This window comes from Roseateles sp. GW821-FHT09G03 (assembly GCF_059416045.1).
Map to the genome: position 1 here is coordinate 634,762 of NZ_JBWKOK010000002.1, position 26,452 is coordinate 661,213.

Annotated in this window: 22 protein-coding genes; 5 read left to right on the plus strand and 17 right to left on the minus strand. The window is 69.7% G+C overall.

Annotated elements, in window-relative coordinates:
* Positions 1-56: 56 nt before the first annotated feature.
* The 3 genes from argG to AC07OZ_RS10050 all read right to left on the minus strand — a co-directional run bounded on the left by argG (position 57) and on the right by AC07OZ_RS10050 (position 3,036).
* Positions 57-1,397 (minus strand): argininosuccinate synthase, encoded by a 1,341-nt coding sequence (gene argG, locus AC07OZ_RS10040; RefSeq protein WP_495466992.1) that lies wholly within the window; start codon positions 1,395-1,397, stop codon positions 57-59.
* A gap of 219 nt (positions 1,398-1,616) precedes the next feature.
* On the minus strand, positions 1,617-2,213 hold the full coding sequence (locus AC07OZ_RS10045) for an IMPACT family protein (protein WP_495466993.1): 597 nt from the start codon (positions 2,211-2,213) through the stop codon (positions 1,617-1,619).
* A 40-nt stretch (positions 2,214-2,253) separates the two neighbouring features.
* Complete coding sequence (locus tag AC07OZ_RS10050) at positions 2,254-3,036, minus strand: substrate-binding periplasmic protein (RefSeq protein WP_495466994.1); 783 nt, start codon at positions 3,034-3,036, stop codon at positions 2,254-2,256.
* A gap of 112 nt (positions 3,037-3,148) precedes the next feature.
* On the opposite strand from AC07OZ_RS10050, the gene tgt reads away from it, so the two are divergent.
* Complete coding sequence (gene tgt / locus AC07OZ_RS10055; RefSeq protein WP_495466995.1) at positions 3,149-4,276, plus strand: tRNA guanosine(34) transglycosylase Tgt; 1,128 nt, start codon at positions 3,149-3,151, stop codon at positions 4,274-4,276.
* Between the two features lie 40 nt (positions 4,277-4,316).
* Positions 4,317-4,817: a hypothetical protein gene (locus tag AC07OZ_RS10060; RefSeq protein ID WP_495466996.1), complete on the plus strand. Its 501-nt coding sequence runs from the start codon at positions 4,317-4,319 to the stop codon at positions 4,815-4,817.
* 66 nt (positions 4,818-4,883) lie between these two features.
* On the opposite strand, the gene AC07OZ_RS10065 is transcribed toward AC07OZ_RS10060, so the two are convergent.
* From AC07OZ_RS10065 to AC07OZ_RS10085, 5 genes are all read right to left on the minus strand, one after another.
* On the minus strand, positions 4,884-6,809 hold the full coding sequence (locus AC07OZ_RS10065; protein ID WP_495466997.1) for an MFS transporter: 1,926 nt from the start codon (positions 6,807-6,809) through the stop codon (positions 4,884-4,886).
* Between the two features lie 57 nt (positions 6,810-6,866).
* Positions 6,867-7,679, minus strand: a complete 813-nt coding sequence (locus tag AC07OZ_RS10070; protein ID WP_495466998.1) for a DUF2145 domain-containing protein — start codon at positions 7,677-7,679, stop codon at positions 6,867-6,869.
* A 14-nt stretch (positions 7,680-7,693) separates the two neighbouring features.
* Positions 7,694-8,137, minus strand: a complete 444-nt coding sequence (locus tag AC07OZ_RS10075) for a hypothetical protein (RefSeq protein ID WP_495466999.1) — start codon at positions 8,135-8,137, stop codon at positions 7,694-7,696.
* Positions 8,138-8,199: 62 nt separating this feature from the next.
* The gene (locus tag AC07OZ_RS10080) at positions 8,200-8,673 is read right to left on the minus strand and encodes a YiaA/YiaB family inner membrane protein (RefSeq protein ID WP_495467000.1); all 474 of its coding nucleotides are present in this window, start codon (positions 8,671-8,673) and stop codon (positions 8,200-8,202) included.
* A 239-nt stretch (positions 8,674-8,912) separates the two neighbouring features.
* Complete coding sequence (locus AC07OZ_RS10085; protein WP_495467001.1) at positions 8,913-10,160, minus strand: amidohydrolase family protein; 1,248 nt, start codon at positions 10,158-10,160, stop codon at positions 8,913-8,915.
* Positions 10,161-10,299: 139 nt separating this feature from the next.
* On the opposite strand from AC07OZ_RS10085, the gene AC07OZ_RS10090 reads away from it, so the two are divergent.
* Positions 10,300-11,064 (plus strand): helix-turn-helix domain-containing protein, encoded by a 765-nt coding sequence (locus AC07OZ_RS10090; protein ID WP_495467002.1) that lies wholly within the window; start codon positions 10,300-10,302, stop codon positions 11,062-11,064.
* A 59-nt stretch (positions 11,065-11,123) separates the two neighbouring features.
* Here the strand turns inward: AC07OZ_RS10090 and AC07OZ_RS10095 are convergent, their stop codons facing one another.
* From AC07OZ_RS10095 to AC07OZ_RS10110, 4 genes are all read right to left on the minus strand, one after another.
* A complete protein-coding gene (locus AC07OZ_RS10095) occupies positions 11,124-11,798 on the minus strand; it encodes a CAAX prenyl protease-related protein (RefSeq protein ID WP_495467003.1) in 675 nt (224 codons plus the stop codon).
* Positions 11,799-11,876: 78 nt separating this feature from the next.
* Positions 11,877-12,284, minus strand: coding sequence for a DUF2000 family protein (locus tag AC07OZ_RS10100; RefSeq protein ID WP_495467004.1), 408 nt, complete (start codon positions 12,282-12,284; stop codon positions 11,877-11,879).
* Between the two features lie 40 nt (positions 12,285-12,324).
* A complete protein-coding gene (locus AC07OZ_RS10105; protein WP_495467005.1) occupies positions 12,325-13,176 on the minus strand; it encodes an AraC family ligand binding domain-containing protein in 852 nt (283 codons plus the stop codon).
* Entirely contained in the window at positions 13,166-14,137 is a 972-nt protein-coding gene (locus AC07OZ_RS10110) for a LysR family transcriptional regulator (RefSeq protein ID WP_495467006.1), read from the minus strand. The genes AC07OZ_RS10105 and AC07OZ_RS10110 overlap by 11 nt, the downstream gene beginning before the upstream one ends.
* A gap of 144 nt (positions 14,138-14,281) precedes the next feature.
* Here AC07OZ_RS10110 and AC07OZ_RS10115 point away from each other — a divergent pair, with 144 nt between their 5' ends.
* On the plus strand, positions 14,282-14,923 hold the full coding sequence (locus tag AC07OZ_RS10115; RefSeq protein ID WP_495467007.1) for an NAD(P)-dependent oxidoreductase: 642 nt from the start codon (positions 14,282-14,284) through the stop codon (positions 14,921-14,923).
* Here AC07OZ_RS10115 and AC07OZ_RS10120 read toward each other — a convergent pair whose 3' ends face one another.
* Both AC07OZ_RS10120 and AC07OZ_RS10125 read right to left on the minus strand, forming a co-directional pair.
* Complete coding sequence (locus AC07OZ_RS10120; protein ID WP_495467008.1) at positions 14,924-15,778, minus strand: 23S rRNA (adenine(2030)-N(6))-methyltransferase RlmJ; 855 nt, start codon at positions 15,776-15,778, stop codon at positions 14,924-14,926.
* A gap of 48 nt (positions 15,779-15,826) precedes the next feature.
* Entirely contained in the window at positions 15,827-17,050 is a 1,224-nt protein-coding gene (locus AC07OZ_RS10125; protein WP_495467009.1) for a hypothetical protein, read from the minus strand.
* Between the two features lie 249 nt (positions 17,051-17,299).
* Between AC07OZ_RS10125 and AC07OZ_RS10130 the strand changes: the two genes are divergently transcribed.
* Entirely contained in the window at positions 17,300-18,376 is a 1,077-nt protein-coding gene (locus tag AC07OZ_RS10130; protein WP_495467010.1) for an alkene reductase, read from the plus strand.
* Between the two features lie 75 nt (positions 18,377-18,451).
* Here the strand turns inward: AC07OZ_RS10130 and AC07OZ_RS10135 are convergent, their stop codons facing one another.
* The 3 genes from AC07OZ_RS10135 to AC07OZ_RS10145 all read right to left on the minus strand — a co-directional run bounded on the left by AC07OZ_RS10135 (position 18,452) and on the right by AC07OZ_RS10145 (position 26,408).
* Positions 18,452-19,018, minus strand: coding sequence for an MOSC domain-containing protein (locus tag AC07OZ_RS10135; RefSeq protein WP_495467011.1), 567 nt, complete (start codon positions 19,016-19,018; stop codon positions 18,452-18,454).
* A complete protein-coding gene (locus AC07OZ_RS10140) occupies positions 18,984-20,360 on the minus strand; it encodes a GAF domain-containing protein (protein WP_495467012.1) in 1,377 nt (458 codons plus the stop codon). The genes AC07OZ_RS10135 and AC07OZ_RS10140 overlap by 35 nt, the downstream gene beginning before the upstream one ends.
* A 168-nt stretch (positions 20,361-20,528) precedes the next feature.
* Positions 20,529-26,408, minus strand: coding sequence for a YDG domain-containing protein (locus AC07OZ_RS10145; protein WP_495467013.1), 5,880 nt, complete (start codon positions 26,406-26,408; stop codon positions 20,529-20,531).
* Positions 26,409-26,452: the final 44 nt, after the last annotated feature.

Genomic DNA, 26,452 nt, shown 5'->3' on the forward strand with positions numbered 1-26,452 from the left:
ATGACGGCGGCTTTTGCAGTGAACTTCCGACGGCGCCGGAGCGCCGTGGCCGCGGCTTACTCGCCGCCGCCGGTCAGCAGCGGGATCGAGCCTTCCGAGTTCTTGCCCAGCAGGCCGCTGCGGCTGTAGACGCCGAGCTTCTCGCGGGTGTCGGCGATGTCCAGGTTGCGCATCGTCAGCTGGCCGATGCGGTCGGCCGGCGTGAAGGCGGCGTCCTCGACCTTCTCCATCGACAGGCGCTCCGGCGCGTAGGTCAGGTTGGGGCTGACGGTGTCGAGGATGGTGTAGTCGTTGCCGCGGCGCAGCTCCACCGTCACCTCGCCGGTGATCGCGCGGGCGACCCAGCGCTGGGCGGTCTCGCGCAGCATCAGGCATTGCGGGTCGAACCAGCGGCCCTGGTACAGCAGGCGGCCGAGCTTCATGCCGTTCATGCGGTACTGCTCGATCGTGTCCTCGTTGTGGATGCCGGTGACCAGTCGCTCGTAGGCGATGTGCAGCAGCGCCATGCCGGGGGCTTCATAGATGCCGCGGGACTTGGCCTCGATGATGCGGTTCTCGATCTGGTCGCACATGCCCAGGCCGTGACGGCCGCCGACGCGGTTGGCTTCCAGGAACAGCTCGACCAGGTCGGGGAAGGTCCGGCCGTTGATCGCGACGGGCACGCCTTCCTCGAAGCGCACCGACACGGTCTCCGGCTTGATGACGACGTCTTCCTTCCAGAAGGCCACGCCCATGATCGGGTTGACGATGTTCATGCCCTGGTTAAGGAACTCCAGGTCCTTGGCCTCGTGGGTGGCGCCCAGCATGTTGGAGTCGGTCGAGTAGGCCTTCTCCACGCTCATCTTGTAGTCGAAGCCGTTGGCGATGAGGTATTCGCTCATCTCCTTGCGGCCGCCGAGCTCGTCGATGAAGGTCTGGTCCAGCCAGGGCTTGTAGATCTTCAGCGCCGGGTTGGCCAGCAGGCCGTAGCGGTAGAAGCGCTCGATGTCGTTGCCCTTGAAGGTCGAGCCGTCGCCCCAGATGTTGACGCCGTCGTCGCGCATGGCCACGACCAGGGCGGTGCCGGTCACGGCGCGGCCCAGCGGGGTCGTGTTGAAGTAGGTGGCGCCGCCGCTCTTGATGTGGAAGGCGCCGCACTGCAGGGCGGCGATGCCTTCGGCGACCAGCAGCGCGCGGCAGTCGACCAGGCGGGCGATCTCGGCGCCGTAGGCCTTGGCCTTGCGGGGGATCTCGTCGTAGTCGCTCTCGTCGGGCTGGCCGAGGTTGGCGGTGTAGGCGCAGGGGACGGCGCCCTTGCCGCGCATCCAGTGCACCGCGGCGCTGGTGTCCAGGCCGCCCGAGAAGGCGATGCCGACGCGCTCGCCGGCGGGAATCTTTTGGAGGATGGTTGCGGCCACGGGCAGTCTCGCGCGGTAGTGGGGAAAACAGCCGGCGATTCTAGGCTGGGCGAGGGCCGGAGCTTTCGCGGATGGGCGATGGAGGGGTCGAGTGGCAGCAGGAACGATCGGAGGTGACGACGCAAAATAAGCGCCTCTTTAAGGACTCTTAGCCCTGAAAGAACTGCCTTAAGAGCCTCTATAAGGGCGTTTGCATATCGATCCCAAAGAGGCGCTCGCTCAGTCCTCGGGATGCGCCAACCATCCGATCCGTCCTTGACCCGCCTCGTTGAGCAGCGCGATGAAAGCGTCTGCGGCACTCTCCGGCAACCGCAGCGTGACCTCGACCAACGCCCCATGGGTCGCATCCATCAGCTGCGCGCCGACCTTCTCAGCCTCGCGGCGCAGCAGGCCTTCCTGCGCATAGGGCAGCGTGCAGCGCAAGGTGCGCAGCCGGATCACCGGCACCTTGTCGGCCTTCAGCAGCGCCTGCGCGACGGCGTCGGTGTAGGCGCGCACCAGGCCGCCCGCGCCCAGCTTCACGCCGCCGAAGTAACGCACCACCGTCGCCAGCACGCCCTCCAGGTCCTGGTGGCGCAGCACCTCCAGCATCGGCCGGCCGGCGGTGCCGCCGGGCTCGCCGTCGTCGTTGGCGGCGGACTGCCCGCCGGCCATCAGCGCCCAGCAGACGTGGGCGGCGCCGGGATGCTCGGCGCGCAGCTGCTCGACACGCGCCAGCGCCGCCGCGCGATCGGGCACCGACTCCACGCAGCCGATGAAGCGGCTCTTCTTGATGATCAGTTCGGCGTGGACGGGCGCGGCGAGGCTGTGGGGCATGGCCGCGATTGTCGCGTCCGCCTCGTCCAGGCTGTCCGGCTCACGGGGTCTCGGACAGATTGCCGAGGTGCCGGTGCTTGAAGTCCTCGATGGTCCCGTCCTTCAGCATCTCGTCGACGGCGTGTCGCATGAGGTCGCGATCAGCCTGGGGGATGCGCTCGCGGGACAGCGCCAGCGCGCCGATGCTGCGCTCGTTCGGCGCATACGACAGCGCGACGTAGGAGGCGAACGCCGGGTCGGCGCGCCGCGCGGTGGCCAGGCTGTGCGCGCCCAGCACGACGGCGTCCCCGCGGCCGGCCTTGAAGATGCGCATCGCGGTGGGCTGGTCGGGGGCATCGTCGACGCGCCCCTGGATCCGCATCGTCGTGATCCACGATTCCACCGTCGGCGTGAACACGTAACCGCGGACGACGATGACGCGGCGCTTCTTGTCGGCGAGGAAGGCCGCCGGCGTCGTCAATGCCGCCGCCAGCGCCGGCCGCATCACGACGAACTGCTTGGACTCGATGTACGGGATGAACTCGACGAGGAGTTCGCGCTCCTTCGTCATCAGCGCGGAGACCGTCATGTCCATCTGGCCGGAGGCGATCTGCGCCCAGATGCGCACGCGCGATTCGGTGCGGGCGTCGAGCCGGCAGCCGCTGCGGCGGGCGACTTCGTCGATGACGTCCTTGTCGATGCCGGTCCAGCGGCCCTTGGTGTCGCGGTAGTAGAGCCCGCTGTACTCGTAGAGGCCGACCGAGTACGGCCCGCAGGCGAGCGCGGGCGCCGGCGCGATGGCGCAGGCGGCCGTCGCGAGGAGGGCGGCGATCCAGGACCTCAAGATGCTTCTCCGGGGAGTCTGCGCTCCCGATTGCGAGAGGAGTCTACGCCGCGGCCGTGACGCCTCGCCACGGCCCGACCCCCATCGGACGCGGGGCCCGATAATCGCGGCCATGCTGAAGTTCGAACTGCTCAAGACCGAAGGCCGCGCGCGACGCGGCGTCATGACGCTCAACCACGGCGTCGTGCAGACGCCCATCTTCATGCCGGTGGGCACCTACGGCACGGTGAAGGGGGTGATGCCGCGCTCGCTCGAGGAGATGGGCGCCCAGATCATCCTGGGCAACACCTTCCACCTGTGGATGCGGCCGGGCCTGGACATCATGAAGCAGTTCGGCGGGCTGCACCGCTTCGAGAGCTGGAACAAGCCGATCCTGACGGACTCGGGCGGCTTCCAGGTCTGGTCGCTGGGCGAGATGCGCAAGATCACCGAGGAGGGCGTCAAGTTCGCGTCCCCGGTGAACGGCGACAAGCTGTTCCTGACGCCGGAGATCTCGATGCAGATCCAGACGGTGCTCAACAGCGACATCGTCATGCAATTCGACGAATGCACGCCCTATGAATCCAAGGGCCAGCTGACGACCGAGAAGGAAGCGCGGCTGTCGATGGAGATGAGCCTGCGCTGGGCCAAGCGCTGCCAGGACGAGTTCACCAAGCTGCAGAACCCGAACGCGCTGTTCGGCATCGTGCAGGGCGGCATGTTCGAGCACCTGCGAGACGCATCGCTGGCCGGGCTCAAGGACCTGGACCTGCCGGGCTACGCGATCGGCGGGCTCTCGGTGGGCGAGCCCAAGGCGGACATGCTGCGCATCCTCGATCACATCGCGCATCAGTTGCCGGCGGACAAGCCGCGCTACCTGATGGGCGTGGGCACGCCGGAGGACCTGGTCGAAGGCGTGCGCCAGGGCGTCGACATGTTCGACTGCGTCATGCCGACGCGCAACGCGCGCAACGGCCACATGTTCACCCGCTTCGGCGACCTGCGGCTGCGCAATGCGCGCTACAAGTCCGACGAGAAGCCGGTGGACGAGACCTGCAGCTGCTATTGCTGCCAGAACTTCAGCCGCGCCTACCTGCATCACCTCGACCGCTGCGGCGAGATGCTGGGCCCGATGCTGACGAGCGTGCACAACCTGCACTACTACCTCAACCTGATGAAGGAAGTCCGTGAGTCGCTGGACGCCGGGGACTTCGAAGGCTTCCGGCAGCGCTTCGCGGCGGATCGGGCGCGAGGGGTCTGACTTCAGAAGGCCCTAAGGTGGGCCGTGCAAAGATGGCGTGATGCTGAAGTTGCTCTTCGCGCCGTTCCGATGGCTGATCCGCGTGGTCCTGGCCATCGTCATCCTCTTCGAGGAATGGGGCTGGGAGCCGCTGCAGCGCGTGATGGCCGCCATCGGCCGCCTGCCGGTGCTGCGCCAGCTGGAAGCCGTCGTGAGGCGGCTGCCGCCTTATCTGGCGCTCGTGGTGTTCTTCCTGCCGGGCCTGCTGCTGCTGCCGATCAAGCTGCTGGCGCTCTGGCTCATCGGCATCGGCCGGCCGGGACTGGGGCTCGCCGTCATCGTGCTGGCGAAGGTCGTCGGCACGGCGGTGGTGGCGCGGATCTTCGCGCTCACGCAGCCCGCGCTGATGAGCCTGCCCTGGTTCGCGCGGCTCTACGGACGCTGGACCGTATGGAAGGAAAGCCTGCTGGTCTGGGTACGCGCTAGCGCCGTGTGGCGCTCGGCGAGGGCGATCAAGTTGCGGATCAGGCGATTCATGCGGCGAGGCACACGCAGCGCGTGATGCCGCTGCTGAATGCAGAAGGCCTCCTTGCGGAGGCCTTCTTGCCTGCTACCGGATCGCGTCAGCTCACGCCTTCACCGGCTGCGCCGTCCCGGTGTCTTGCGAGACGAGTAATGCCGCCACCCGCTCGCGCAACAACTCCGGCGTCACCTCCTTCGCCGCGATCGGCGCCGACGCCACCAGCCCCACGCGGCTGAACAGCCCGCGCCGGAATGGCCGCACCATCGCCTGACCCTCCTCGACGCGCGAGAAGAACGACCCCCACAGGTTCTGCAGCGCCATCGGCACCACCGGGATGTCCGGACGGCCTTCGAGCAGCTTCATCACGCCGCCCTTGAACGCCTGCAGCGAGCCGTCGCGCGTGAGGCCGCCTTCCGGGAAGATCCCCACCATCTCGCCGTCATCCAGCACCGCCTGTGCGGCGGCAAAGGCCGCATCGTAGGTCGCCGCGTCTTCCTTCTGCGGCGCGATCGGGATCGCCTTGGCCAGCTTGAACAGCCAGCCCAGCACCGGCACCCGGAAGATGCGGTGGTCCATCAGGAAACGGATCGGCCGCGGGCTTGCGGCCATCAGCAGCACGGCGTCGACGAAGCTCACGTGGTTGCAGACCAGCACGGCCGCGCCTTGCGTCGGGATGTGCTGATCGCCGCTCACGCGGAAGCGGTAGACGACGCGCGACAGCACGAAGGCGAAGAAGCGCAGCAGGTACTCCGGCACGACCAGGAAGATGTAGAACGCCACCACCGCGTTGGCGATGCCGACCACCAGGAACAGTTGAGGGATCGTCAAGCCCGCGCCCAGCAGCGCGCCGGCCAGGATCGAGCTGGCGATCATGAAGAGCGCGTTGAGGATGTTGTTGGCCGCGATGATCCGCGCGCGATGCGAGGGCTGCGCGCGCATCTGGATCAACGCATACATCGGCACGCTGTACAGGCCGGCGAAGAGCGCCAGCAGGCCCAGGTCGGCCAGCACGCGCCAGTGCGCGTGATTGGCGAGGAAAGCCCCCACGCTCAGTGGCGCCGACGGCGGCAGCCCGCGCGACGCGAAGTACAGGTCGATCGCGAAGATGCTCATCCCGATCGCGCCCAGCGGCACCAGGCCGATCTCGACCTGACGGCGCGACAGCACCTCGCACAGCAGCGAGCCGACGCCGATGCCGACCGAGAACACCATCAGCAGCAGCGACGCGACCTGCTCGTTGCCGTGCAGCACTTCCTTCGCGAACGACGGGAAGTTGGCCAGGAACACCGCGCCGAAGAACCACATCCACGAGATGCCCAGCAGCGAGCGGAACACCGCCAGCTGGCCGTGCGCCAGCTTCAGGTTGCGCCAGGTCTCGGAGACCGGATTCCAGTTGATGACGAGGCCCGGATCGGTCGACGGGCTGGCGGGAATCGCCTGCGCCGTCGCGCGGCCCAGCAGCGCCACCACCACGCAGGCGATCGCCACGTGCTGCGGCCCGACGATCGGCGTCGCGACCAGCAGTCCGCCCGCCAGGTTGCCCAGCAGGATGGAGACGAAGGTCCCCATCTCCACCATGCCGTTGCCGCCGGTGATCTCGTGGTCGCTCAGGTGCTGCGGCAGGTAGGCGTACTTGACCGGCCCGAACAGCGTGGAGTGCAGCCCCATCAGGAACACGCAGCCCAGCAGCACCGGCACGTTCACCGCATAGAAGCCGTAGGCGGCCAGGCCCATGATGACGATCTCGAGCGACTTCACGAAGCGCATCAGCCGCGCCTTGTCGTACTTGTCGGCGAGCTGGCCGCTGGTCGCCGAGAACAGCACGAAGGGCAGGATGAACAACGCGCCGATCGCCAGCCCCGCCTGCGTCGGCGGCAGCCAGCTCACGCTGAGCTGGTAGGTCACCAGCACGGTGAAGGCGAACTTGAACAGGTTGTCGTTGCCCGCGCCGAGGAACTGCGTCCAGAAGAAGGGCGCGAACCGGCGCTGGCTCAGCAACGCGAACTGGCTGGTGTGGGAAGAGTCGCTCATGGGAGGGCTCGCTGTGGAAGTCGGGGGAAGGGAGGAATCAGTGTCCGCGCACAAGTGTCAGGGCGCGGCCTTGACGCTCTGCGGCGCCTGTCCGTAGCCGGTGCGGACCAGCCAGCTGAAGATGGTGTCGGCCGTGGTGGTCTCGATGTGACCCGAGAAGCGCCTCGCCGACGGATGGTCGTCGAAGGCGACGTTGGCCATGCCGATGCGCGCGCCCAGGCGCTTGGCGGTCGACAGACGCAGGTCCGACGGCTCGTAGCCCTGGCGCTTGAGCCAGTCCTGCGCCTGCGCGCGGTTCAGCACCTCGCGCGGCGCGGCGGCGGACGCCAGCGTCTCCAGCGCCCACTGGTTGCTCTGCTGGTACTGGCGCGACCACGGGTAGGCCACCATGTTGTAGTCCGGCGTATGCAGGGCCGCCGAGCGGGCGTTCTCCTTCAGCACCGGCAGCAGCGCCTGCTGCAGCTCGGGCTTGAGGATCGAGAACGCCGCCTCGTAGCGGAACGGGTTGTCCATGAAGAACTCGCCCAGGCCTTGCCGGTACAGGTCGGCCAGCGCGGTGCCGCACTGGTTGAGCTTGTGCATCACGCGCCAGACCGGCTTGGCATCGGCGCCGCTGCCCATGGTGTCGCGATAGACGAAGCCCACATGCGACCAGCGCAGCCCGTACTCGCCGAGGTTCTGGCCGGCGCGGGCCAGCAGCACGACGTCGGCGCCGCTGCGGTCCAGCGCGGCGGCGGTCGCCTGCGCGAGGTCCATGCCGCGCCGGATCTGGTCGAGCGTGGGCTGCTTGTCCTCGCACGGCCGGCCGGCATGGGCCGGAGCCGCGGCAAGCATCGCTGCCAGCGTGGCGGCCACCAGGATCGCCTTCATGGCCCGGTCGCCGTTCATCGCGTGACACGGTCCTTGTTGGTGACGCGTTCGTTGTGGAGCAGCGAGGCACCGATCTCGTTCGGAATGAAGGCGATGGCCTCGGCCGCGGCGGAGATCACGTAACCCGTGCTGATCGCCGTGACGACGACGGCCGTGCCCACCGAGGTCGCCGCGCCGACGACCACCTTGCCGGAGAACTCGACGCTGATGCGCACGCCGTCGGAGGCGCGTTCCAGCACCCAGACGGTGCCGCGGGCGGTGCTCTCGACCGCGACGACGACGAAGGCTGCGCCGCCGGCCAGAACCGCGGAGGGCGCGACGACGGAGATGGCGACCGGGATGGCCGAGAGCGCCGCGCTGGCGTCGCTGAGGCCGCCGTGGGCGCGGGCCGCACCCGTCGCTCCGAAGGCGAGGGCGGCGGCGGTCAGGAGGGCGATGAGGGACGAACGGGGACGCATGGCGGAACTCCTTGCGGTCGGGAAGGTCGAAGACGGGGTTGGTGGGACGTGGGCGGCGGTGCTCATTGGGCGGCGGCCGGCACGGCCTCGCGCTGGGCATCGCGGCGGCCTTGCAGGCGGGCTTCGGCCAGATCGGCCTCGTGGGCATCGCGCAGCATCTTGGCGAGCGTGAAGACGTTGGAGATCAGGTAGAACCAGCAGACCAGCAGGTAGGCCTTCCAGACGGGCTGGACTTCCATGCGCCACAGGCCCCAGCCGGTGAGCGCCATCGCCAGGGCGAAGCCGCTCCAGACGACCAGGCCCCACATCGGGGTATCGCTGCGGGCGCCCTGGTTGTCGCGGATGTACTTGGACAGCGCGAAGGCGGCGGACAGGCAGAACACGTAGCCCATGACCATGAAGGCGCGATCCAGGTCGGCGCCGGGGAGCCAGGCCAGCCCGATCGCGCAGAGCGCGACGCTGATGCCGAAGGAGATCCACACCTGGTAGCGCCAGGCTGGCGTGTCGCGCTGGATGCGGATGTGCGGGGTGGTCATGTCTAGGTTTCCTCCTGTAGGCCGGTCGGTCAGGACCGGTTGTGGTTGCCGGGGTCGTCGCCCCGTCGGGTGGTTGCCGGTGGCGATGGCGCGACTGTCGTCGCGAGCGCCCGGTTCCCCCTGCTGATTTGCGGCGAGTATCACCCGCCGCCTGTCCCGGTATCGATCGGTGCTACCGCTCGGTTCGGGGCCGTTCGGGTCTCGCCGACGAGTGACCCCCGGGGTTCAGTGGGAGTTCTTCATGCCGCCTGCACGGGGAAGTGCCGGGCGGTCGCGAAGACCGAAGCGCTCAGTGCGTCCCCCCGCCACTGGGCGAGCCGCTTGAGGGCGAGATCAAACATCAGGGGATGGTGATCGCGCAATGCCCCCAAAGGAGCGACGTGGGCCTCGTCCAGCACCCCGGCCCGGACGAGTTGAGGCAGCCGGACCAGCGGGAGCACGCCGGGCAGCGGGTAGTCGGAGCCGTGCAGCAGCCGGTCGTGCCAGTCCTTGCGTCGCAGCACGGTCCGCCAGACCTCGGGCCGGCGGTTGAACTGGAACATCGCGGAGACGTCGCCCAGCAGCAGGCCCTGCCAGGCCGGCTCGTCCATCAAGCGGCCGAAGAGCTCGAAGGCGGACACGGAGCGGGGGCGCGGAAGATCCAGGTCCATCGCGTGACCCAGCGAGGCGCAATGCGCCGCGATCACGCGCACGCCGTGCCGCAAGGGCTCGCGCAGCAGAAGCGGATTGCCGAGGTCCTGGCGGTCCGCGCCGGGGACGGCGTGCTCCTCCCCGCAATGAACGATGAGCGGAAGCCGTGCCGCAGCGAGGCGGTCGTAGAAGGGCCGCAGCCGGGCGTCGCGCAGGTCGATGGCCATGCTGCTCGGCAGCCATTTCATCGCCAGCGCGCCGCCGGCGATCGCGCGGTCCAGCCGTTCCAGCGCGTCGTCGCGGTTCGGATGGATGCTGGCGACCCAGCCGAAGCGGTCGGGACGTTCGACGGCGATGGCGCGGGCATAGGCATCCGGGACGTGGAAGGTCGTCCAGTCGGGTCGACGGCGGCCGGTGGCGTCCACGGCCTCGTCGAAAGCGAAGAGCAGCCAGCGCGCGCCGGCCGGGAAGGCGTCCGCCAGCGCGGTGAGCCGGCGCACGTAGGCGCGGTCGATGTCCCCCGCGGCGACCGAACGCGGATCGACGCAGGCGCCGTTGAGGATCGCGTGCTTGCGGGCGAACTCGACCGGATGCCACCACTGCGACAGCGAGGGCGCGATCCAGCAACCCGAGCCCGAATCGCCGGTGCCGATCAGGTGCGCGTGGACGTCCCAGAGTTGGGCGGGGTCGAGGCCGTCCCAGATGCGTTCAAGCCATTGCGGATCGACGCCGGGGATCGGCAGCGACGCATGACCGCAGGGATTGCGCAGCGGACCGGCCGCATCGGCCGCGAGTGCGCTGAAGAGACCCGCTGCTGCGGCGGCGCCGCAGCACAGGAGATGACGTCGGCGGAGCATGTCGGCGCCCGTTGGAAGTTGGAACGGACGCGATGGTCGGGAACGGTGCGGGCCAGGACGCGCATCATCTGCGGCGGTATCGCCGAGCGCACTGTGTGGTCTCGATTCCCGCTACCGAGTTGCGCTAACGTCCGCCCCCATGGCGAGCACGCAATCCCTCATCGATCTCATCAAGGCCGAGCTGAAGCAGTCCGGCATCAGCTACGCGCAGCTGGCGACCGCGCTGGACCTGTCCGAGTCCAGCGTGAAGCGCATGTTCGCCTCGGGCGGCGAGATGCCGCTGTCGCGGATCGACGAGATCTGCCGCGTGCTGAAGACCGACTTCGCCGAGCTCTCGCAGCGCCTCGCCCAATCGCAGCCGCTGCGCCGCGAGCTGACGCTGCAGCAGGAGCGTGAGGTCGTCGCCGACGAGAAGCTGCTGCTGACCGCCATCTGCTGCCTGAGCCAATGGAGCTTCGAGCAGATCGTCGCGACCTACCGCATGGGCGAGCCGGACGTGACGCGCGCGCTCGCGCAGCTGGACCGGCTCGGCATCATCGAGCTGCGGCCGTTGAACCGGTATCGGCTGCAGGTCGCGAAGACCTTCCGCTGGCGGCCTCAGGGGCCGGTGATGGCCTTCTTCCGCGAGAACGTCATGCAGGATTTCTTCGCCGGCGGCTTCGACAGCGACGCGGAGCTGCTGATGCTGGTCCACGGCCAGCTCAGCCCCGACATGGCGCGGGAGCTGCGCGACCGGCTTCAGCGTGTCGCCGAGGACTTCGCGCGACAGCACCTGCTCGACCAGAAGCTGCCCGACGAGGAGAAGCGCCAGTTCACGCTGGTGATGGGCATGCGCTGCTGGCTGTTCGAGCGCTTCAAGCACCTGCAGCGGCCGGCGGCCGTGACGAAGGCGCTCAAGCGCTGAGCGTATCGTGGGCTGCGGCTGGAGCCACCGCTAACGCTGCGTCGAGGACGCCGGTCGCGTCACCAGAATTCCCATCGCCCGCTGTAGACCACCCAGATCCCGAGCACGCCGTTCGTCACCGCATGCGCGATGACGGCGCACCACAGCTTGCCGGTGCGGATGTAGAGCCAGGCATACGCGGCGCCGGCCACGATCGCGGCCAGCCACAGCGTGTGCGCGAGCATGAAGACGAAGGTCGACAGCACCAGCGCCCGCAGCCCGGCCGCGCGCGGATCGACGGTCTCGAACTGCGGGCTCGAGATCCAGCGCATCAGGAAGCTGCGCCAGAACAGCTCCTCCATCACCGGCACCAGCAGCGTCGCGCCCAGCCAGCGGATCGCGATCAGCGGCCAGTCCACGCGGCCGTCCGCCGTCATCGGCACGAAGGCGGCGGTCGCCTCGCCGAGTTGCATCCAGGGCGCGTCGAGGTTGATCCACAAGCCGAAGACGACGAGGCCGACGGCGACGCTCAACGCGGCCTCGCCAAGGCCCGGCCGGTTCTGCCGGTCGAATTCGCCGTAGCCGCGCCAGAACCAGGCCAGCGCGCCGCCGACCACCACGAGGTTCAACGCGTAGATCCAGCGCGGATCGAGGCCCAGGGCATTCTGCTCGGGAAAGGCGCCCCGCAGCGCCAGCAGCAGCATGAAGAGGGCGAACGGGACGATGCGGGCCCAGGCGGCTTGACTCAGTTGCATGGGGCCAATGTAGCGGCGCGCCGTGACGACGGCATGCGGACAACCGAGAGGCCGCCAGCGGTGCAGGCGACGGTGTCGTCAGCGGTGCAGCGAGAGGCCCTTGATCGCCTTGTCGACGGCCTTCTTCGGTCCGCGCAGCGCGAGACCGACGAGGTCGGGCCGCTCGGCGTCCTCCGCGAGGAAGGCGGCGCGGTTGGCCTCGTCATGGCCGGTCGAGAACATCGCGTGGACGTAGGGCACCAGGGTCAGGTCGTGCTCAAGTCCCTTTCGATGCGCGGCCAGCAGTCCGGCGAGGTCAGCCTCGAAGACCATCATCGGCTGGCCCAGCATGGCCGCGTAACGGCGTCCGAGCGCGTCGACGTAGGGCTCGCCGATCGCCTCCGGCGCCGCGGCCGCGACCCCCGTCGCGAGGAAGGCGGTCACGTTCAGGCGCTGCCAGGTCGCCAGGTCGTTCCGGACGATGAGGGCCACTTTCGTATCAAACATGGACGTCGCACGGCGTGCTTCAACTGCGAAGCCCGCATCGTCACGGCGGCCCCGGATCCGGGTCTAGAACGTTTGTGCAGCGGCGCCGGTAGTCGGCCGGCGTGAGGCGGTAGGCCCGCTGGAACCAGCGCCCCAGATGGCTCTGATCGGAGAAGCCGACCCCGGTCGCGACCTCGGACGGCCGCTGGCCGCGCGCCAGCAGCGCCCGTGCCGCGCGCAGCCGCAGGCTCACCAGGTAGGCATGCGGCGACTGGCCGAAGGTCTGCTTGAACTGCCGTGTCAGGCGGAAGCGGTCCATCCCGGTGTACGCGACCAGGTCGTCGAGGCCGACGTCCTCCGCCATCCGGTCATGGAGGAACTCGCGGGCGCGTTCCGCCAGCCGGGTCGAGTCCCCGCGGACCGGTTCGTCCGAGACACCAACATGCCGGGCGAGCAGCCCCATGAGGCGGTCGAGGGCCTGGTCGCAGCCCAGACGCGCCTCGCCGCCGTGAAGCGCGTGGAAGGCCGACTCGATCGCCGCGAAGAGGCGCGGGTCTTCGGCCAGCGTGTCGCGGAATGCCGGCTGGATCGCGGACAGTCCAGCCAGCCCGTGCTGCGCCAGCAACCGCGTCGTCCAGTCCTGCGGCAGGTAGAGCATCGCGTAGGTGAAGCCGGCGTCCTCCGGCGCATGGCCGTCATGAACCGCGCCCGGCTCGATCAGGATCGCACGGCCGGGCGTGCTCGTGTGCAGGGCGCGCTGGCAATGGAAGCGCTGCACGCCCTGCTGCGTGATGCCGATCAGGAGTTCGTCGTGGCCGTGCGGGTCGTAGGCGTGGCCGGTGAAATGCGCCCGCACGGTCTCGATGCCGGTGCGCGGATCGCGTCGCAGCTGAATCCAGTGTTCATCGGACATCCTGGTCGTTCCCGGTCGATGACGCAGCAGACGTCGAGGATACCGGGGACGTCGAGATGGCCGCCGGCGTCGCGCCGGCAAACGCGTGGCGCAGCGCGTCGATGGCGTGCCGGACCTTGGCCGGCTGCGCATCGCGCTGCGGCGTCATCACGTAGACCGGCAGCATCGGCAGCGACCAGCCGGGCAGCAGCGGCAGGAGGCGGCCTTGGGACTGCGACTCCTCGACGTCCTCCGCGCTGAGGAACGCCAGCCCGATGCCCGCCTCGCAGAACTGCTGGAGGCTGAGCTGGTTGTTGCTGCTCGCGCGGGGATCGACGCGCAGCACTTCCTCGCGGCCGTCGGGGCCGACCAGCGAGAGGTTGCGGATCGTGCCGGTGTCGGAGCGCAGGAACACCCAGTCATGACGCGTCAGGTCCGACATCGAGGTGGGTACGCCGCGCCGCGCCAGGTAGGCCGGCGCGGCATAGAGCCCGACGGTCCGCTGGCCGATGCGCTGTGCGACCCAGTTGCTGTCGGGCAGCCGGCCGAAGCGCACGGCAAGGTCGATGCGTTTGGCGACGAGGTCGGTGAAGCCGTCGTCCACCTCCAGATGCAGGCTCATTCCTGGATGAGCCGCCAGCAGCGGCGCCAGCGACGGTCCGATCTGCCGCGCCGCGCCGACCGGGGCGCTGACACGCAGTTCGCCTTCGGGCGCGTCGCGCAGGTGGTGCAGCTGGGTCTGCGCCTCGCGGGCGGCGGCCAGCATCGCCTGGCAGCCCTGCACGAAGCGCTCGCCGGCGGGCGTCAGGCTGAGGCGGCGGGTCGAGCGGTGCAGCAGCGTGACGCCCATGTCGCGCTCCAGCGCGCGCAGCTGCTGGCTGACGGCGGAGGTCGTGGTCTGGAGCTGCCGCGCCGCGGCGACCAGGCTGCCCTGTTCGACGACGGTCGCCAGCACGGCCATCCGGCGGAGTTGGTCCAGCATCGGGAGATTGTGTAGATCGTCTAAAGAATGGAGTCGGATTCTGAGGACTTCTGCGGCGATTGTGAAGTTTCTACAGTTCACTTCATCGCGACACCCCGTCGCATCCCCCGAATCTCTCGGAATCTCCCTCGAAAGGAATCCCCCATGAAAGTCGCCCTGATCGGACCGACCGGCTTTGTCGGCAAGGAAGTGCTCAAGGAACTGCTGTCCCGTGGCCATGAGGTCGTCGCCCTGGCACGCGATCCGGCCAAGCTGGACGCCCGTGCCGGCCTGACCGTGGTGAAGGCCGACGCGAAGCAGGCGGACCAGGTCGCCGCCGCCGTCGAAGGCGTGGACGCGGTGGTCAATGCCTACAACCCGGGCTGGTCGGTGCCGGACATCCACACCGAGTTCCTGGAAGGCACCCGCGCCATCTACGACGGCGTGAAGCGCGCCGGCGTGAAGCGCCTGCTGGTGGTCGGCGGCGCGGGCAGCCTGTACGCGGCGCCGGGCGTGCAGATCGTGGACCTGCCGGAGTTCCCGGACCAATGGAAGCAGGGCGCCCTGGCCGCGCGCGAAGCGCTGAACCTGATCCGCCTGGAGTCGTCGCTGGACTGGACCTTCCTGTCGCCCGCCCCGCACCTGGAACCGGGCGAGCGCCGCGGCAGCTACCGCGTCAGCCTGGACACGCCGGTGATGGACGCCAACGGCCCGGCCCACGTGTCGACGGCCGACCTGGCGGTCGCCATCGTCGACGAACTCGAGCGCCCGCAGCACATCCGTCGGCGCTTCACCGTCGGGTACTGATCAGGCGGTCTGCTGTTCCAGCAGGTAGTTGGCGTCGTCGTACTGGCCGAGCGTGTCCACGAGCGTGGGCAGGCATTCGGCCAGCTTGTCGTGGAGCACGAACGGCGGGTTCACGACGAACATGCCGCTGCCCATCATGCCGAAGCCGCGCTCGTCGGCCTGCGTGACGGTCAGGCGCACGTGCAGCCAGCCCTTCTTCGCGATGGGCTCGGAGGCCGACTTCAGGCGCTGCACGAGCTGCGCGGATTCGACGGTCTGCAGCTGCGGATACCAGATCGCGATCGTGCCGTCGGCGAAGCGTTGCAGCCCCTCGCGCAGCGCGGCGACGACCTTGCCGTAGTCGGCCTTGATCTCGTAGGACGGGTCCATCAGCACGACGCCGCGCCGCGAGGGCGGCGGCAGTTCCGCCTTCAGCGACGCGAAGCCGTCCTGCTGCAGGACCTGCGTGTTGGCGCGGTCCTCGAGGTAGCTGGCGAGGATGCGGTGGTCGGTGCCGTGCAGCTCGTAGCAGCGCAGGCGGTCGTCGAAGCGCATCAGCATGCGCGCGATCGCCGGCGAGCCGGGGTACTGCTCGAGCTTCTTGCCGGGGTTGAAGTCGTGCACCAGCTGCACGTATTGCTGCAGCGGCTCGGGCAGGTCCTTGCGCGAGTAGAGCGCGGCGATGCCGCCGGCGTGTTCGGCGTTCTTCTGGGCGTAGCGGCCGTCGAGGGCGTAGCCGCCGGCGCCGGCGTGGGTGTCCACGACGGTGTAGGGCTTGTCCTTTTCCCCCATGTAGCGGAGGACCTCGGCCAGCACCAGGTGTTTGAGCACGTCGGCGTGGTTGCCGGCGTGGAAGGCGTGTCGGTAAGCGAGCATGTCCGGCACTGTACCCGGTGCAGGCTGCGGGTCAGCTGTCCATCGGCCTCAAACCTGAAACGCCCCCGGCGAATACGCCGTCCCCGCCGGCACTTCCTTGAGCCCGCACGGATGCTGGTATTGCATCGCCGGCTTGAGCACCTGTCCGTCGACGACGCCCGCGTCCACCGCGCGCCCGATCAGCGGCGAGTCCGGCCGCAGGCGGAAGTCGTAGCGATCCGGATCGACGAAGCTGTCCAGCTCGACGAAGTAGTTGTGGTGCTGCTCGCGGTCCGGACCCGCCGGCAACTCGTGCTTGCCGCACAGCAGGTTGTTGATCAGCCGCAGCTTCTGCGCCTGCTGCGCCATGCGCAGGTACACGCCGCCGGCCTGGCGCCGGTCGACCAGCGTGTTGTTGATCAGGTGCAGTTCGTTGCGGCGGTTCGAGAGTCCTTCGCTGCCGTAGGCGATCAGGTGGTAGTTCTCGCTCGACGGACTCTGCTGGATCACGTTGCCCATCACCAGTGCCACGCCGCCGTTGGGGAACTCGAGCTCGAAGCTCGCGCGGCCGGTCTCGTCGGTCAGGCGGTTGTAGAAGATGTGGTTCACCGCCGCGCGCGTCTTCAGCAGATGGCCCGACGCGCCGTGGTGGAAGTAGCTCGCCACCACCGACAGCTTGCCGATCGCGCCGACGTAGCAGGTGTGCGTGCGGCCCTCGCCGGGTGCGATCGGGCCGAAGTCGCAGGACTCGATGCGCAACTCGATGCTGGCGTCGTTGCCGGCCAGCAGGCCGTTCTCGTTGTCCTGGAAGCGGCAGTCGCGCAGCGTCAGCGAGCCGCGCTCCAGCCGGATGCCAGCGCCGTTGCGGTCCGGCACGCGCGCGCCGACGAAGTCGAAGCCCTCGATCGTCATCCGCTTGCCGGTCGTGACGAAGATCCCCTTGCCCTGCGCATGCGCACCCTTGGCCAGCATCCGTGCGCGTCCGCCGACGGCGCGCAGCGTCAGGTCGTCCTGCGCCCAGACGGCGACATCGCCGGCATAGTCGCCGGCCTGCACCTCGATCGTCATGCCGGCCTTCGCCTGCGTGGCCGCCGCCGCCAGCGTCTTCACCGGATGGTCGGGCCCTACATGCATCACGGCTCCCGACGCGCCGCCTCGCTGCGCGTGCACAGGCAGCAGCCAGGGCGTCAGCGCCAGCGAGGCGCCGGCTTGTACCAGGCGTCGGCGTCCGAGGTCGATGCTCGGCGCGCGGAGCCAGGATTCGAGCGAGGAGAGCGAGGAACCAAAGGGCATCGACAGGCTCCCGGGTCGTGGCGGTGAAGGAGGGATGCCGCGCGGAGGCGGGGACGGCGTCCCCAGGCAGCCGGGCGAGTGTAGCCAAGCGTTACGAGCCCATCGTGAAGGCCGCGCAAGGCCCCAGCCCGCATCCGGGCTGTCGCCTAGGCGCTGCGAAGGCCGGATTCGCTCGCTAAGCTGCGTGCCATTCTGGTCCGGCCCCCACCGGGCTTCACGTCACACCCACTCCGCCTCTTCGACATCGTCATGCCCAGTCTCTTCGACCCCTTGCAAGTCGGCGCCCTCTCGCTGGCCAACCGCGTCGTCATGGCGCCGCTCACGCGCAACCGCTCCGTCGGCCTGGTGCCGGGACCGCTGGCGATCGAGTACTACCGCCAACGCGCCAGCGCCGGACTGATCATCAGCGAGGGCGCCCAGATCACGCAGGAGGGACAGGGCTACCTCGATACGCCCGGGATCCACTCGCCCGAGCAGATCGCCGCCTGGAAGCAGGTGACGGACGCCGTCCATGAGGCCGGCGGCAAGATCGCCGTGCAGCTGTGGCACGTGGGCCGCATCTCCCATGCCGACTTCCAGCCCGGCGGTGCCAAGCCGCTGTCGGCGACGGACCGCCAGGCCAAGAGCAAGACCTTCACGAAGGACGGCTTCGTCGATGTCGCCGCGCCGCGCGCGCTGAAGCTCGAGGAACTGCCCGGTGTCATCCAGTCCTACGTCCATGCGGCGAAGGCGGCGATGGCCGCGGGCTTCGACGCCGTCGAGGTGCACGGTGCCAACGGCTACCTGCTGGACCAGTTCCTGCGCGACAGCATCAACGACCGCACCGACGCCTATGGTGGCTCGATCGAGAACCGCGCGCGCCTGCTGCTCGAGGTGATGACGGCCATCGCCGCGGCGATCGGCGCCGACCGGACCGGTCTGCGGCTGTCGCCGGTCACGCCGGTCAACGACGCCGGCCAGGACAGTGATGCGCAGACGCTCTTCAACTATGTGGTGGAGCAGCTGTCGCCGATGAAGCTGGCCTTCCTGCATGTCATCGAAGGCCATACCGGCGGTCCGCGCGATGTCGCACCGTTCGACTACGACGCGCTGCGCGAGCGCTTCAAGGGCGTCTACATCGCCAACAACGGCTACACCCGCGAGATGGCGATCGACGCCGTCGCCAAGGGGCATGCGGATGCGGTGGCCTTCGGTCGCAGCTTCATTTCGAACCCGGATCTGGTGCGGCGTCTGAAGCTCAACGCGCCGCTGCAGAAGGCCCATTCGGCCACGATGTATGGTGGCGGCGCCGAGGGCTATACCGACTATCCGGCGTTGGCGGACTGAGGGCCTCGGTACTGCCACGGCCGCTGGCCCTCACCCCTGCCCTCTCCCGCAAGCGGGAGAGGGAGTAAGAAAGGATCAGCGGTGGGTCTTGGCCCGGAAGAGCTCCGCGATGGAGACCTCGCGCGGTCCTGGGCGCACGGTGAAGGACTGGCCCGCGGCAATCGTGCCGGGCTGTCGTACCGCAAGGTAGAAGCCGCACCACCCGCTCTGGGTCATCATCTTCGCGGCCTTGTTGAAACCCATCACCGCGTTGAACTTGAAGCAGGGGTAGCGCGGCTCGCTGACCGCGAGCTCGCAGTCGGGGAAGACCAGCACGTCGCCGATCCAGGCGTCGCCTTCGGCGAGGCCGGAGATCGTCAGGTTCTCGCCCATCGCGCCCCAGGGCAGCGCGTCGTCCCAGCCGGCGGCCTGCGCCTGCGCGCGCACGGTGCGCCAGAAGGCGTAGTGCTCGGACGGGTAGGCATAGACGGCCTTGGACAGGCCGCCGTGGACGCTGGGATCGGCTTGTTCGTCGCCTTCCAGACCGAGGGGCCGCACCTCCACCTCGCCGTCCACCGGCCGCTTGCGGATGCCCGTCATGACCGGGCGCCCGTCGATGAGCAGCGGTTCAGCGCGGGCCGTGTTCAGACTGATCAGTTGCATCGGGCGATTCTGCCGCAGGCGTCGGCGGCGTCCCCAAGGGCACGAGCGGCGGTGGCGGCATCGAGGGCCGGAAGGCGGCCGGCGTGGTTTCGACAAGGCTGCCCTCCTGGCGGCGCAATGCGTCGCGCAGGACGTCGAGCTCGCGCGCCTGATCGCGCTCGCGTTGCAGATGATCGAGGGCGAAGGACAGGTCGCCGGCCATCTCGTCCATCAGCTGGAGCACCTGCGGGCTGAAGTAGCCGGGCTCGCCGGCGAGCAGACTGAGCGCGCCCACGACCTCGCCGCGGCGGCGCAGCGGGAAGGCCGCCATCGACTCGACGCCGGGCGGGATCACCGGCGCGCCGGGGAGGGCGAGGCTGGGATCCTCCAGCGCGCGGTTGCTGACCTGGTGCGTGCCTTCGAGGATCGCGCGCGTCGCCATCGAGCTGCGCGCGAAGGGAGCGTCGCGCGACCATTGCTTCGGCGTGCCGGGCATCAGGCGATCGCCGGGACCGTGTTCGGCGACGCGCTCGAAGTGGTCGCCGTCGGTCAGCACGACGGCCGCGAGGCGGGCATGACCGGTCTCGACGCAGATGCGGCAGAGGCCTTCGAACAGATGCTGCTCGGCCCGTGGATCGTCGAAGGCATCGGCCTCGCGGCGCACGATGAGCTGGTTGGTCTGCGACAGCGCGAGGTAGAGCCGCTGCAGCCGCTCGCGCGAGTCCTGGCCGAGCCGGCGTTCGTCGTCGTAGCGGGTCCAGACGGTGCAGACGACGACGCTGCAGAGGCCGCCGGTGAGCAGCACCAGGAGCAGGCCGAGGTGTGCGGCTTCGGTGGCCGTCTGCTGCGCGCGCTCCGTGTCGACGCGGGCCTGGCTGAGCTGGAAGGCGATCAGCTCGTCGAGCATCCGCATCGTGGCGAGGCGACGCAGGTTCAGCTCGCGCAGCGTGTCCGGCGTGGCGGCCTGGCCTGTGGTGAGGGCGGCCCAGAGCTGATCGAGCAGCGGTTGCGTGCGGGCGATGAGGGCGCGCTCGGCCGGCGCCATGCGCGTGCCGAGGTAGCGGGTCCAGAGCTGGCGGGTCGTGTCGGCGAGACGGCGTCCGCCGCTGTCCAGCTTGCCGGCGTCGGGCTGCTGCGCCTGCGTGACCAGCAGCGCGCCCAGCTGGTGCGGACCGAGCGTGTGCTCCAGTTCGCGCAGCAGGTCGACGGGGACGAGCCGGTCCTCATACAGCGACTGCGCGATGCCGGCCAGCCGCTTGGACTGCCACCAGCCCAGCAGCGCGGACGCGGCGACCAGCGCGAGCGCAAGGCCCAGGACTAGGTAGAGACGGGCTCGGAGCGACAGGCCGGTGGGGGCGGACATGGGCGTCGGGGACCTCGCGGAGGAGGCGCCGAGCATAGGGCGTTTCGGCGTGGGAGCCGACCCCCGAAGCGTTGGGGGCAGCCCGACGGCCGGAAACGGCAACGCCGCGGCGTGTCGGCGCCGCGGCGTTGAGGGGATCCCCTGGCGGGGATCGCCGCGACCGGCGGGTCAGCCGCCGCGGCGCAGCATCACGGCACGCACGCTGGTGGGCGCGACGCCGGTCTGCTGCTTGAGCGCGCTGAGCGCGAGCGTGGTGACGAGGTCGTCGTCCAGCTCCGCGGCCGTGGCGGGCGCCTGCACCCGCAGCGTGCCGTCGGCCATCAGCACGACGTCCAGCGTCGCCGAACGCTCGCCGCCGAGCGCCACGATCGCCTTCACCTGGCGGGTGACGCCGCCGGAGGCGACGTCCGCCGCCGGGACGGGCTGCTGCACCGGCTTCAGCGCCAGGCTGTCGCCCAGGTCGTCCACGCGGAACATGCCCAGCGGCGTCGGCGCCGCATCGCCCTTGTCGGCGTAGACCGGCAACTGGCTCTGACGCGGCTGGTCATAGGCCGGCGTGTCGATCGCCAGGCTGATCTGTCCGCTGTCGCGCAGCATCTGCTCCACGCTGACGTTGGCGACGGCAATGCTGGTGCCGGTGCCGGTGCCGTTGGCGTTCTCGCCGGATCCGTCACCGGAAGCCGCGCCGCCGTTGGCGCCGACAGTGCCGGAGCCCGCAGCCGCGCCCTGGGTCGAGCCGTTCCCGTTCCCGTTCATGGCATTGCCCGCGCTGCCATCGGCGCCAGCTTGTCCGCCCAGGCCGTTGCTGGTGTTCGCGCCGTTGCCGTTGCCTGCACCGCTGCCGGAGCCGTTCCCCGCGCTGCCACCATTGCCGCTGCCACCGTTGCCCACGTCGACCGTGCCCGCGGGATTGCCCGACGGACCCGCCGCGACGGCGGACACGCTGTTGCCGAGGCCGCCACCGTTGCCGCCGTTGCCGGTCGGCACGTTCGACGTCTTGCTGCCGCCGCCGTCCTGCGTGCCGTTGCCGCCGACCGGTTGGACCACCAGCGCGCTGACCGCCGGCGGCGAGACCTGCGCCTTGATCGTGCCGGTCACCGTCAGCGTCGCCGGATCCAGGCGGTAGTTGCCCGCGTCCGCACCGGTGAGCGCCAGTTGCACGTCCACCGCCTTGCCGGTACCGACGAACGGCGTGTCGTAGCGGGCCGTGCCCCCGACGCCCACCTGGTCACCGGCCAGCACGCCCTGCGGCGCTCCGACCACGATCGTCGCGGCCGTCCCGCCGTTGAAGGTTGTGTCCACGACCGTCACCGCTGGCGCCTGGATCGTGCGCGCCGTGATGTCGGCCGTCGCTTGGGTCGATCCGGTCGCCAGCTGATAGTTGCCCGCGTCGGCGCCGGTCAGCGCCAGCTGAACGTCGACCGCCTTGCCGTTGCCGGCGTTCTTGTTGTCGAACTGGCCGCTGGCCGCCACGCCGAGCGCGTCACCCGCGATCGTGCCGATGACGCCGTCGGTGGTGACCTGTGCGCCGCGCGTGCCGTCATAGACCTTGTTGCCGACCTGGATCGCGCCGACGTCCACCGTCTTGGGCGTGATCGAGGCAGTCGCCCCGCCGCTGGTGTCCAGCACGTAGTTGGCGGCATCGGCGCCGGTCAGGCCCAGGCCCGACAGATCGACGGTCTTGCCGCGGCCCGCGTTCTTGTCCAGGAAGCTGGCAGAACCGTTGAGCGCTGCGGCGTCGCCCTGCACCAGGCCCGCGATGCCGCCGGCCGAGAACTGCGCCGTGGTGTTGCCGTCATAGACCTTGTCCTGCACGGCGCCGTTGGCCACGGTCACCGTCTTGGGCGTGACCTGGCCGATCGCGGCGCTGGCGTTGTCCGACGCCAGCCGGTAGCCGTAGACGGCCGTGCCTCCGTTCTGGCCGTCGGCCACGACGATGCCGTCGACCGTCACCGTCTTGCCATTGCCCACGTTCTTCGTGTCGTAATGGGCCGCGCCATTGGCACGGATGGCCAGGTTCACCACGTCGCCGTCGATCGCACCGGTGGCCGCCAGTTGGAGACCGCCGGTCGCCGCGTCGGTGTTGCCGTCATAGACCTTGGACGCACTGCCCGACAGGCCGACGTTCAGCGTCGGCGCCACCGTGTAGAGGAAGCCGTTGCCGCTGCCCAGCACGGTATCGCCGTAGCTCGCGTCGTACTGCTTGAACGCGGCGACCAGACCCCCGCGCGTGTCGTTCAGCGGGGAGGTCGAGTAGACCTGCCAGGCACCCCCGTTCCCCGCCTGCAGCGCCGTCGCACCGGCCTGGTTGACGAAGTTGCGACCCGCGCGCAGGACGATCGGCGTGGCGGCATGGCCGTCATTGCCCGCCACGACCTGCTGCTGCAGCGTCAGATCCGCGTTGGCGCCCTGGGCCTGGACGGCGACCGTGCCGTCGGCCTGGATGCCTTGCAGGCCGTCCGCGGTGCCGACGATCAGCGCGCCGTTGTTGATCAGCGCCAGCGAGTGGACGTCCGCCGCGACCGTACCGACCTGCTGCGCGCCGTCGAAGACGGCGTCGCCGCCGCTGCGCAACGCCAGCTTGCCGGCGGTGACGAGACCGCCACCTTGGTTGCCGATGCCGGCCGTGCCGCGATCGTCCAGCGAGACGGTGCCGCTCGAGCTGATGTTGCGCGCGACATCGATGCCGCCGGCCTCGGCGCGCACGAGCACGCCGCCGTTGGTCATCGTGATCGCCCCGGCCTGGGCGAAGGTGCCGCCCAGCAGCTCCAGGCGGTTGCCCAGGGACAGCTGGACCGGATCGACGACGCTCAGGTCGAGGTCCGAGGCATCGACGCGCAGCGTGTTCACGCCGTTGAAGCGCGCCAGCATCGTGTTGGTCAGGTCCGCCGTGGTCGTGCCGCCGACAGTGATGCCGGTGGCCGGGCCGGTGCGGTCGAAGACGACCGTGGCCAGCGCGCCGTTGCTCGTCACCTGGTTGGCCGTGCTGCTCCAGTTCGGCGCCTGCAGCGTGAGTTGCGCCGCGCCGCCGGTGAAGTTGATCGGCGCATCGAGCGCCAGCGTGCCCGTGCCGCTGTTGAGCGTTACGTTGGCGGCGCCATGCGTGGTCAGGCCGACGACGCCGTCGACGGTGCCCAGCGTGAAGCCGTTGGCGCTGGCCGGGTTCACGACGGTGGTGCCGCCGACGTCCAGCGCCAGACGCGTGAAGCTGAAGGTGTCATCCGTCAGCGTCGCGCCCTGGCCGGCGGTCACGGCCACGTTGGCCGCCGCCACGCCGCCGTTCACGCCGATCACCTGTCCGCCGCTCTTCAGGCTGACCGTGGTGGCGTTGGTGGTGATGTCGTTGTCGAAGACGAGGTTGCCGCCGTCGCTGCGGCCGACTTCCAGCGTGGCCGCGTTGACCTGTCCGATCGACGCGTTGCTCAGTCCGCCGCCCAGGTGCAGCTCGTTGGCCGCCGTCATCTGGCGGATCGTGACCTTGCCCGCGCCGCCGTTGGCGGTGATGGTCTGCGACAGGTTGACGTTGTCGCCGGTCAGGACGACGTTGCCGGTCGTGTTGTTCAGCGTGCCGGCGGTGATGTCGATGGTGCGGTCGACCATCTCGAAGCTGCCCGACGCGTTGAAGCTGAAGTTGCCCGGCACGCTGATCGTGCCCGTGCCGTCGGCGCGGCCGATCGTCAGGTTCTTGATGCCCGGCAGCTTGGCCAGCGTCGTCGCGGAGGCGAAACCGCTCGCGTCGCCCAGCACCATGTTGGTCGCCGGGTCGAAGGGCTCCAGGCGCAGGGACGCGGTGCTCAGGTTCTGCAGCGTCGAGCTGCCCCAGTCGATGCGGTTGGCGCGCAGCGTCAGGACGCCCGTGCCGGTGTCCATGTTGACGTTGACGTTGCCGAAGTTGATGGCGCTGTCCGTGTAGATGCTGGCGCCGCCCTTGAAGATGAAGGGCGTGTCGATGTTGACGTCGCCGCTGACGCTCAGCAGGCCGGCCAGGATCTTGTTGCCGTCGGTGAAGCTGCCGTCGGCGCGGAAGAAGATCCGGCCGGTGCCCAGCACCATGCTGGAGTTCAGCGTCACGTCGCCGCTGCCGGTCGACACGTACAGGTTGCCGCCGTTGGTGTTGACCGGCGCGGACAGCGTGAAGAAGCCGGCGCCGCCGTTGTCGGAGTCGGCCCAGATGCGGACGTAGCCGCCGTTGGTGGTCAGCGAGCCGCCCACCGTGGCGCCGTCGGCGCCGTAGATGGTGATGGAACCCGCGCCCGGCGTGCCGCTGCCGGGGCTGGAGACGTTGTGCGTCGGCAGCGCGCCGGACGGGTTGGTGCCGGCACCGTGCGCGATCAGCGTCGGCACGTTGAGCACGCGCCCCGAACCGGTCGCGCCGGCCACCAGCATCAGGCTGCCGCTGCCCGAGACCTCCAGCACGTTGCTGGCGTTGGCGAACATCAGATCGAAGTTGCTGCCGAAGCTGCCGTCGGTCAGGTTGGACGGCGGCGTCAGGTGCGTGCCGCTGCTGGTGCCGGCCTCGATGCGCAGGCTGACGTTCGGCTGCATCGTGATCTTGCCGTCGCCGCCGTTGAGGTTCAGGTCGTTGACGAGGATGTCGCCGGTGGCCTGCAGCAGCACGTTGGCCTGCTGGGCCTCGATGTCCTTCTCGTAGACGACCGAGCCGGTCAGCGCGCCGCTGCCGCTGCCGCCGCCGTTGATCTCGAGAGAAGCCGGATCGAGCAGCAGGTCGCCGGTCGTGCCCTTCGCGGCGCGCGCGTCGGCGCGGCCGTTGTAGGCCAGTTCCTGTTTGCCGGAGACCTCGATGCGGCCGCCGTTGCCACCCTGCTCGCCACCGCGCGATTCCACGCGCCCGGAGAATTCGGTGCGGCCATCCGACCAGGTCACGACCTCGCCGCCGTTGCCGGTCAGCGTGGCGTTCGCGCGCAGCGTGGTCGCCGCGTCGACACTGACGTTGTCGGCGTTGCGCAGGCTCGCGTCCTTGCCTTGCCAGCCGCCGCCGACGTGGATCTGGCCGCCGCCGGTGGCGCCGCTGGCGTCGAGCGTCGCGCCGCGCAGCGCGATCGTGCCGCCGGTGACACGGACGTCGCCGCCCAGGCCCTGGGCCGAGCTCGCCTCCAGGCGGCCGGTGACGTTCACCTGGCCGGAGTCACCGCCGTCGAGGACGATGCGGCCGCCCTGTTCGGACAGGCCCTTGGCCTCGATGACGCCGTCCATGTTGATCACGCTGGCGCGCAGCGCGCTGGCGCTGGGCGCGCTCAGCACGACCTGCCGGCCCTGCACGAGACCTTCCTGCGACAGCTCGGCGTCGAGCGCCGCCTGGTCGACGCGGACCTGCAGCAGGCCGTCGCCGTTGAAGTCGAGCGCGACCTGCTGGCCCGCCGCCATCGCGACCTGGCCGGCGCTGATCGTGCCGGTGTTGACCACCGAGGCGCCCAGCAGCGCGACCACGCCGTCGGCGTGGATGGCGCCGTCGTTGCGGACCTGCGCGGTGCTGGTGCCGGAGAAGCGCGCGCGGCCGCCGAGGAAGTCGGCGTCGCTGACGTTTAGCGTGCTGGCGACGAGGCCGCCGACGTTGACCGTCGCGCCCTTGCCGAAGACGACGCCGCTGTTGTTGACCAGCCAGACCTGACCGTTGGCGGAGAGGTCGCCGAAGATCTGGCTCGGTGCGCCGCCGGTGACGCGGTTCAGCGCCACGGCGTCGGCGCCGGTCTGGTTGAAGCGCACCGAGGCGCCGCTGCCGATGTCGAAGCTGTTCCAGTTGAGGATCAGCTTGCTGGAAGTCTGGTCGATGCGCAGTTGCGAGCCCTGCTGGGTCAGCGCGGCTTGGCCGGCGGCGATCTGGCCGCCGGTGGGCAGCGCGCCCGCATCGAGCGCGGCGGCCGGCCCCGCGAAGGCGCCGGCTGCGGCAGCCGCGATGGCGGCGGCGATCGCGCGGCGGACGGTGCCGCCGGTGCGCTTGCCGCGTCCGCGGGCGAATTCAGGCACGGCGACGAAGGCGCCGCAAAGCTCGTTCCAGACGAGGCGATAGCTGTGGTTCAACGATCCCATGGTGGTTCTCTTTGATCTGTTCGGTCAGTGCGATGGAGGCGGCC

What these genes read in the sequence shown, in the direction of transcription:
- AC07OZ_RS10065 (WP_495466997.1), bottom strand. Translation starts at nt 6,809, where the DNA reads ATGAGCGACTCTTCCCACACCAGCCAGTTCGCGTTGCTGAGCCAGCGC.
- AC07OZ_RS10140 (WP_495467012.1), bottom strand. Translation starts at nt 20,360, where the DNA reads ATGTCCGCCCCCACCGGCCTGTCGCTCCGAGCCCGTCTCTACCTAGTC.
- AC07OZ_RS10120 (WP_495467008.1), bottom strand. Translation starts at nt 15,778, where the DNA reads ATGCTCGCTTACCGACACGCCTTCCACGCCGGCAACCACGCCGACGTG.
- tgt (WP_495466995.1), top strand. Translation starts at nt 3,149, where the DNA reads ATGCTGAAGTTCGAACTGCTCAAGACCGAAGGCCGCGCGCGACGCGGC.
- AC07OZ_RS10085 (WP_495467001.1), bottom strand. Translation starts at nt 10,160, where the DNA reads ATGCTCCGCCGACGTCATCTCCTGTGCTGCGGCGCCGCCGCAGCAGCG.
- AC07OZ_RS10125 (WP_495467009.1), bottom strand. Translation starts at nt 17,050, where the DNA reads ATGCCCTTTGGTTCCTCGCTCTCCTCGCTCGAATCCTGGCTCCGCGCG.
- AC07OZ_RS10045 (WP_495466993.1), bottom strand. Translation starts at nt 2,213, where the DNA reads ATGCCCCACAGCCTCGCCGCGCCCGTCCACGCCGAACTGATCATCAAG.
- AC07OZ_RS10110 (WP_495467006.1), bottom strand. Translation starts at nt 14,137, where the DNA reads ATGCTGGACCAACTCCGCCGGATGGCCGTGCTGGCGACCGTCGTCGAA.
- AC07OZ_RS10145 (WP_495467013.1), bottom strand. Translation starts at nt 26,408, where the DNA reads ATGGGATCGTTGAACCACAGCTATCGCCTCGTCTGGAACGAGCTTTGC.
- AC07OZ_RS10100 (WP_495467004.1), bottom strand. Translation starts at nt 12,284, where the DNA reads ATGTTTGATACGAAAGTGGCCCTCATCGTCCGGAACGACCTGGCGACC.
- AC07OZ_RS10135 (WP_495467011.1), bottom strand. Translation starts at nt 19,018, where the DNA reads ATGCAACTGATCAGTCTGAACACGGCCCGCGCTGAACCGCTGCTCATC.
- AC07OZ_RS10060 (WP_495466996.1), top strand. Translation starts at nt 4,317, where the DNA reads ATGCTGAAGTTGCTCTTCGCGCCGTTCCGATGGCTGATCCGCGTGGTC.
- AC07OZ_RS10115 (WP_495467007.1), top strand. Translation starts at nt 14,282, where the DNA reads ATGAAAGTCGCCCTGATCGGACCGACCGGCTTTGTCGGCAAGGAAGTG.
- AC07OZ_RS10105 (WP_495467005.1), bottom strand. Translation starts at nt 13,176, where the DNA reads ATGTCCGATGAACACTGGATTCAGCTGCGACGCGATCCGCGCACCGGC.
- AC07OZ_RS10080 (WP_495467000.1), bottom strand. Translation starts at nt 8,673, where the DNA reads ATGACCACCCCGCACATCCGCATCCAGCGCGACACGCCAGCCTGGCGC.
- AC07OZ_RS10090 (WP_495467002.1), top strand. Translation starts at nt 10,300, where the DNA reads ATGGCGAGCACGCAATCCCTCATCGATCTCATCAAGGCCGAGCTGAAG.
- AC07OZ_RS10070 (WP_495466998.1), bottom strand. Translation starts at nt 7,679, where the DNA reads ATGAAGGCGATCCTGGTGGCCGCCACGCTGGCAGCGATGCTTGCCGCG.
- AC07OZ_RS10130 (WP_495467010.1), top strand. Translation starts at nt 17,300, where the DNA reads ATGCCCAGTCTCTTCGACCCCTTGCAAGTCGGCGCCCTCTCGCTGGCC.
- AC07OZ_RS10075 (WP_495466999.1), bottom strand. Translation starts at nt 8,137, where the DNA reads ATGCGTCCCCGTTCGTCCCTCATCGCCCTCCTGACCGCCGCCGCCCTC.
- AC07OZ_RS10095 (WP_495467003.1), bottom strand. Translation starts at nt 11,798, where the DNA reads ATGCAACTGAGTCAAGCCGCCTGGGCCCGCATCGTCCCGTTCGCCCTC.